8 protein-coding genes are annotated in these 6,306 nt (G+C 61.5%); 5 read left to right on the top strand and 3 right to left on the bottom strand.

What is annotated here, in order from left to right:
• Positions 1-275: 275 nt before the first annotated feature.
• Positions 276-866 carry a thioredoxin family protein gene (locus tag NW852_RS07615; protein ID WP_414366415.1) on the bottom strand — a complete coding sequence of 197 codons (591 nt, stop codon included), beginning with the start codon at positions 864-866 and terminating at the stop codon, positions 276-278.
• 198 nt (positions 867-1,064) lie between these two features.
• Here NW852_RS07615 and NW852_RS07610 point away from each other — a divergent pair, with 198 nt between their 5' ends.
• The 3 genes from NW852_RS07610 to NW852_RS07600 all read left to right on the top strand — a co-directional run bounded on the left by NW852_RS07610 (position 1,065) and on the right by NW852_RS07600 (position 4,946).
• On the top strand, positions 1,065-1,883 hold the full coding sequence (locus tag NW852_RS07610; RefSeq protein WP_414366417.1) for a TatD family hydrolase: 819 nt from the start codon (positions 1,065-1,067) through the stop codon (positions 1,881-1,883).
• 125 nt (positions 1,884-2,008) lie between these two features.
• Positions 2,009-4,528: a GAF domain-containing protein gene (locus tag NW852_RS07605; protein ID WP_414371242.1), complete on the top strand. Its 2,520-nt coding sequence runs from the start codon at positions 2,009-2,011 to the stop codon at positions 4,526-4,528.
• Positions 4,521-4,946, top strand: coding sequence for a DUF309 domain-containing protein (locus NW852_RS07600; protein WP_414426608.1), 426 nt, complete (start codon positions 4,521-4,523; stop codon positions 4,944-4,946). Before NW852_RS07605 ends, NW852_RS07600 begins: the two co-directional genes overlap by 8 nt.
• Here NW852_RS07600 and NW852_RS07595 read toward each other — a convergent pair whose 3' ends face one another.
• Complete coding sequence (locus NW852_RS07595; protein WP_414336459.1) at positions 4,947-5,111, bottom strand: hypothetical protein; 165 nt, start codon at positions 5,109-5,111, stop codon at positions 4,947-4,949. It abuts the gene before it with no gap.
• Between the two features lie 47 nt (positions 5,112-5,158).
• Complete coding sequence (locus NW852_RS07590; RefSeq protein ID WP_414366420.1) at positions 5,159-5,275, bottom strand: cytochrome b6-f complex subunit PetN; 117 nt, start codon at positions 5,273-5,275, stop codon at positions 5,159-5,161.
• A gap of 126 nt (positions 5,276-5,401) precedes the next feature.
• Between NW852_RS07590 and NW852_RS07585 the strand changes: the two genes are divergently transcribed.
• Entirely contained in the window at positions 5,402-5,647 is a 246-nt protein-coding gene (locus NW852_RS07585) for a hypothetical protein (protein WP_414376160.1), read from the top strand.
• A gap of 99 nt (positions 5,648-5,746) precedes the next feature.
• Entirely contained in the window at positions 5,747-6,304 is a 558-nt protein-coding gene (locus NW852_RS07580; RefSeq protein WP_414376158.1) for an SRPBCC family protein, read from the top strand.
• Positions 6,305-6,306: the final 2 nt, after the last annotated feature.

Genomic DNA, 6,306 nt, shown 5'->3' with positions numbered 1-6,306 from the left:
GCTCCGTACCGCTTAGCGGCCAGAAGCGGGTAGTTTACTGATGGGCTACACTGGCCATTTGAGCAGAGGCAGTGGGAGTAGCTGTTAGAGCATGGCCAGAATTGCCTTTGCCAACCTCGGCTTTGCTGGACGGCAGGAGCACCTGCCCAATTTCCTGCAGCTTTAAACCAGCGAGCCAGCGCAATTTTTTAACATCGCTGCCCGCTTTTTTCTGAGGGTAGGCGCTGTACCCCTGGTCGGCAACTTTGGGTTATACTCAACGACTTCAGGCGGATTTAGGCTTGCTTGAAGTAGTCGGGCTCGTTGCCGGGCTTCCACTTGATGTTGCAGCCGAGGCTGGGCTTTTGGTCAGGATCAATGGGCTTGCCCGCCAGCAGGTTATCCAGCGCCGCCCGCAAGTCTTTGCCCGTCACCGGCACATCCGTCAGGCTGGGGCGGCTGTCGTCCAGTTGGCCCCGGTAGACCAGCTTACGCTCCGCATCAAATAGGAAAAAGTCGGGGGTGCAGGCAGCGCTAAAGGCTTTGGCCACCTCTTGGGTTTCGTCGTAGCAGAAGGGGAAGGTAAAGCCCAAGGTCTCGGCCATCTTCTTCAAGTTCTCGGGGCTGTCGTCGGGGTAGTTCTCCACATCGTTGGCGCTGATGGCTACAATGCCGACGCCGCGATCCTTGTAATCTCTGCCGATGCGGGCCAGCTCTTCTTGCACGTGCTTCACATAGGGGCAGTGCTGGCAGATGAACATCACCAGCAAAGCGGGCTTGTCGGCAAAAGTAGAGAGGGAAATGGTTTGGCCGCTCACCACATCCGGCAGGCTGAAGTCAGGGGCCGGGGTGCCCAAAGGCAGCATGGTCGAGGGAGTACGGGCCATAACAAACCTCCAGCGTCAGATTTCTTTAATCATCATGGATCATCCTGCTCCCCCAGGCTTGCCGGCAAGAAGGGATCCTTAGGATCCCGACCGGGCCGAGAACCGCTTTTACGAATAGCCGTGTAAAGCCACCGGTTTCCCAGCGGGGGAGTGTCAAAATTGGATAGAGTCCGCAACATTTTGTTCGGGAGCTGAGCCTTGAGCACCGCCGTCTTGCCCGCTGCCCCTCTGGTGGACACCCACGTCCACCTGAACTATCCCGACTTTACAGAAGATCTGCCCCAGGTGGCCGAGCGCTGGCGCCAGGCCGGGATCCGGCAACTGGTGCACTCCTGTGTAACGCCAGCGGAATTTCCCCAGTTGCAGGCCATTGCCGACCAGTACCCCGAAGTCTTCTTGTCGGTGGGGCTGCACCCTCTGGAGGCGCGCCAGTGGCAGCCGGATCTGGCCGAAAAGATCGCCCAGTTGGCCGCCAGCGACACGCGGGTGGTGGCCATCGGGGAGACGGGCTTAGATTTTTACAAGTCCGACCCGGCGGACATCGAGCGGCAACAAGCCTCCTTCCGCGCCCACATTGCCATTGCCCAGGAGCAGGATTTGGCCCTGATCGTCCATTGCCGCGAGGCGGCAGCAGCCACCTACGAAATCCTCAAGGAGGCCCTGGCCACTGGGGGGCCGCTGCGGGTGGTGATGCACTGCTGGAGCGGATCCCCGGAGGAGACGCGGCTCTTTGTGGAGCTGGGCTGCTTCATCAGCTTTAGCGGCATCGTGACCTTCAAGAACGCCGAGACCGTGCGCCGGTCGGCCTTGGAGGTGCCCTTGTCCCAGCTTTTGGTGGAAACCGATTGCCCTTTTTTGGCCCCCACCCCTTTCCGCGGCAAGCGCAACGAGCCAGCCCATGTGCAGCGGGTGGCCCAAACCCTGGCGGAGCTGTTGCGGATCCCCTTGGAAGACCTGGCCCAACAGACCAGCCAAAATGCCGCCCGCCTCTTCCGCCTGCCCCAGCCCCCTTTGTGAAGGAGAGTGGAGAACTTTTGAATTCCTTGAGCTTTTCCCTTGCGGCTCTGTAACTTCCCGGCAGGGGGCGCTATCGTGAAAGAGGGAGTGTAGCTTCCAATACTTCTGCGCTTCCTTATGGAGAGATGGCTACGGAAAACTTGGCTCCTGCGGCCTGCACCAGCCGGGATGCCCTCATCAACCGCATTACCCACCAGATCCGGCAATCCCTGGAGCTGGATCAGATCCTGAGGGCAACGGTGGAGGAGGTGCGCGCCTTTTTGGGCACGGATCGGGTCAAGGTGTACCGCTTCGACCCGGAAGGTCATGGAACGGTGGTGGCGGAAGCTCGACAAGCTGAGCGCCTGCCCTCTCTCCTGGGTTTGTCTTTTCCGGCGGGGGATATTCCTGAGCAAGCGCGGCACCTGTTTCGCCTGGCCCAGGTGCGGGTCATCGTGGATGTGGAGGGCCAAACCCGCTCCCTCAGCCAGCCGGAGCCCCTGGGCCGCTTTGCCCAGGCCCAGCCTTTGCCTCTGGGAGAGGTGCCGCAGCGGCCGGTGGATCCCTGCCATGGCCATTACCTCAGGTGCATGGGGGTAGCCTCTTCCCTGGTGGTGCCCCTCCTGCATCACCAGCAGTTGTGGGGGCTCTTGGTCTCCCACCACACCGAGCCGCGCTCCTACTCTGCTGAGGAGCTGCAGGTGGTGCAGTTGGTGGCGGATCAGGTGTCGATTGCCATTGCCCAGGCGGAATTGCTGGAGCAGGCGCGGCGGAAGGCGCAGCAGGAACGCTTGATTAACCAAATTGCGGCGCTGGTGTACTCGCCGCTTCACCCCGAAACCACCCTGAGCACCGTCCTGGAGCAGCTTACCGCCCAGCTCCAAGGGATCGGGGCGCGGCTGCGCATCCAGTTCATGGGCTTGGAGACTCTCCACTGCTATGGGAGCCAGCCGCCGGCAGGGTACGACGCCTGGCTGCAGGAGCAGGTGGGACGAGCCAAGTCGGCAGGGAACGGGGTGAGAACCTGGTCGCTTTCGCAATTGGAGAAGTGGCCAGAACTGCGGTCGCAGGTGCAGCAGACGCCCATCCGCGGGCTGCTGGCGGTACCGCTGCTTTGGAACGAGCAGGTGGTGGGCTGGCTGAGCGTGTTTCGTGGCGCCATCTGCCAAGAGACCCACTGGGCCGGCTACCGCTGGCCTGCCCAAGGGGAAGGTTGGGAGGATCCCCGTCAACAACTGCCCTTGATCTCTTTTGCCGCCTGGCGGGAGCTGAAAATTGACGAGCCCAAGGCTTGGTCGGCCCCAGAGCTGGAGCTCGTCAGCCGCGCTGCCGTGCACCTGGCCCTCTCGATCACGCAAAACCAGCTCTACCGGCAGTTGCAAGATCTCAACGCCCGTCTGGAGCAGGAGGTGCAGGAGCGGACGGCGGCCCTGCAGCGCTCTCTGGCTATGGATGCCCTCTTGCAGCGGGTCACCGACCAGGTGCGCACCACCCTGGACGAAGCCCAGATCCTGCGGGCAGTGGTGCAGGAGTTGGCTCTGGGGCTGTCCATCCAAGGCTGCGATCTCTGTCTCTACGATCCGGAAGCCGGCCAGGCCACGGTGCGCTACGAGTACACCGCCGCCCTGCCGCCCGCCGGCGGGATCGCTCTAACCCTAGCCGACTACCCGGATCTCTACCAGCAACTGCAAAGGGGGCAAGCGGCGCAACTGTGCCATTTGTCGGGGCAAAGCTGGATCCCGCGGCGGGAAGGGCTGACCCTGCTGGTATGTCCGCTGCGGGAGGATCAGGCCGTGTTGGGCGATCTGTGGTTGGCCAAGCCGGCAGACGAGTGCTTTGATGAGCTGGAGGTGCGGGTGGTGCAGCAGGTGGCGGATCACTGTGCCATCGCCATCCGCCAGGCCCGTCTCTACCAGGCCTCGGTGCAGCAAATCAGCGAGCTGGAACGCCTCAACCGCCTCAAAGATGATTTCTTGAGCACCGTCTCCCACGAGCTGCGCACGCCCATCACCAACATGAAAATGGCCATCCAACTGCTGAAGCTGGCCCGCACCCCGCAAAAACGGGAGCAATACTTGCAAATCCTGGAGCAGGAGTGCGAGCGCGAGGCGGAATTGGTCAACGATCTGCTGGATCTGCAGCGGCTGGAGCAGGGATCCAAACCCCTTCATCTTGAAGAAGTGTCCCTGGCCGCCTGGCTGCCCACTGTGCTCCAGCCCTTTGTGCAGCGGGCCCAGGCCAATCAGCAACAGTTGCGGTGGCAGATTGACCCAGCGGTGGGCAAGGTGGTGACGGATCAGGTGGGTCTGGAGCGGGTGGTGCAGGAGCTGGTCAACAACGCCTGCAAGTACACCCCGCCTCACCACCGCATCACGGTGACGGCGCGCCGCCTCAGCCCTGAACAAGTGCAAATTCGGGTTATCAACGAGGGGGTGGAGATCCCCCGCAGCGAGTGGGAGCGCATTTTTGAGAAGTTCTACCGCATCCCCAGCGGGGATCCCTGGAAGCGGGGCGGCACCGGCCTGGGGCTGGCTTTGGTTAAGCAGTGGATGCAGCGGCTGGGGGGCAGCGTCTGTGTACAAAGCGGCCACGGTAAGACCTGCTTTGCCCTGGTGTTGCCGCAGGGATCCCTGCAGCAGCCGCCCCTGAGTCGCAACTGTGCCTAGACCCATGAGCGATGGCCACCCAGAAGCGCTGCAACTAGCCGTTGTGCAATTCAACCGGGGGGAGTTCTACGCCTGCCACGACACCCTGGAGGCGCTGTGGATGGAGGCAACAGATCCGGAGCGGCGCTTCTACCAGGGGCTGTTGCAAACCGCCGTGGCCTACTACCACCTGCAAAACGGCAACCGCCGCGGCTGCATGATCCTGCTGGGAGAGGCCAACCGCAAGCTGGCCGATTTTCTGCCCACCTACGCTGGCTACAACCTACAAGCTCTCTGGGAAGCCAACCAGAGTCTCCTGCAAGAGCTCTTTTGCCTCCAGCCTGAGGATCCCTTGCCCTGGGTGGCCCCTCCTGCCCTGAGAACCGTTGACGACAGGCCCGATCGCGAGGCTTCTTGGAATCTCCCAGAACCCCAGTAGCTACCGCCGCTTGGAGCGACGAGCTTGCCGTTCTGCCTCGCTGCGCCGCCGCCGATCCCGCCAGTCGATAAAGGTGATGTAGCCAACGCCCACAGTGACAGCCGTCAAGAGCAAAAAGATGCTGCCGTAGGCGAGGCGGACAACCCAGGGCAAGTCAATTTCCATAGAGCAGGACGAAGTCCTCGAGCAACAACAGGGCCAGGCGGGATCCACTACATGCCGTTACGGCCCCAGACCACAAAGGCAATGGAAAGGGCAAAGAAAGCAGCAACAGCAACCCAGCCAAAGGTGATGATGTCCATACGTCTAGCCAAGCAAAGAAGGCTCATCGAGGTGATCCCATTTTACGGGATGGGATCCCTTGTCAGCGGGCATTTGCGAGCACCTTATTCTCAGTTCAAACTGGCTACAGTGGGGTCAAATCCAAAACATCTGAGCCAAACGGGGGGGATCCGATGGTACTGGAGACATTGCCGCTGGTGGCCGCGGTGGCCATCGCCATTTTTATGCTGGTTTTCTGGGTGCGGGTGGTTCGAGAGGCCATCTGGACGGCGGTGGGGATCGTAGTTCTCCTGGCCGTGCTGTACGTGGTCTTTAGGATTGGCCCGCGGCAGGTGCTGCAGGAGCTGCGGGATCCCTTTGCTCTTCTGGATCAAGTGTGGCAGGTGATCGTCGCCTGGTTCCAGGCCCTTTTCCCCTAGTGCGCTATCTGATGCACAATTACAATGAACTGGGCTTGGGTTGGGGCTGCCGGCCCTTCCCCTTGGTTCTGTAACCCTGACGCGCTCCGATTGCTGGCCATGCCTTCCGACTCCCCACAGGATCCCCAAGGCCTCCCAGACCCTGCTCCGGAAGACGGGATCCCAGTTCCCGAAGATATCCAGGTGGAGGTGGAGGACTTGGGGGAGCGCCGCCGCCATGTGCAGGGCCGCGTCCTTATTCCGGTGGAGCGACAGTGGGTTTGGCAGGTTTTAACCGATTACGACCATCTGGCGGAGTTCATTCCCAACTTGGTGGAAAGCCGCCTCCTCGGCAGCGAGAATGGCCGCAAACTGGTGCGCCAAGTGGGATCCCAAAAGGTTTTATTTGCCCGCTTTTCGGCGGCAGTGGTGCTGGCCATTGAGGAAATCTTTCCCCACCAGCTTCGCTTCCAGGAGGTGGAAGGGGATTTTCTCCTTTTCGAGGGGTTTTGGGAACTGGCCGAGTGGCTAAACCATCAAACTTTGCTCACCTACCACCTGCAGGTGAAGCCGCCGCGTCGCATGCCGGTCGGCCTGGTGGAACGGCGCCTCCGCCGGGACTTGGCCTTTAACCTCCAGGCGATTCGGGAGCGCTGCCTGAGTCTATGTTCCCAATAGGG

The organism is Synechococcus sp. H60.1 (assembly GCF_047462335.1).
Taxonomy (GTDB): Bacteria; Cyanobacteriota; Cyanobacteriia; order Thermostichales; family Thermostichaceae; genus Thermostichus.
This window is presented reverse-complemented; position numbering and strand designations above follow the sequence as displayed.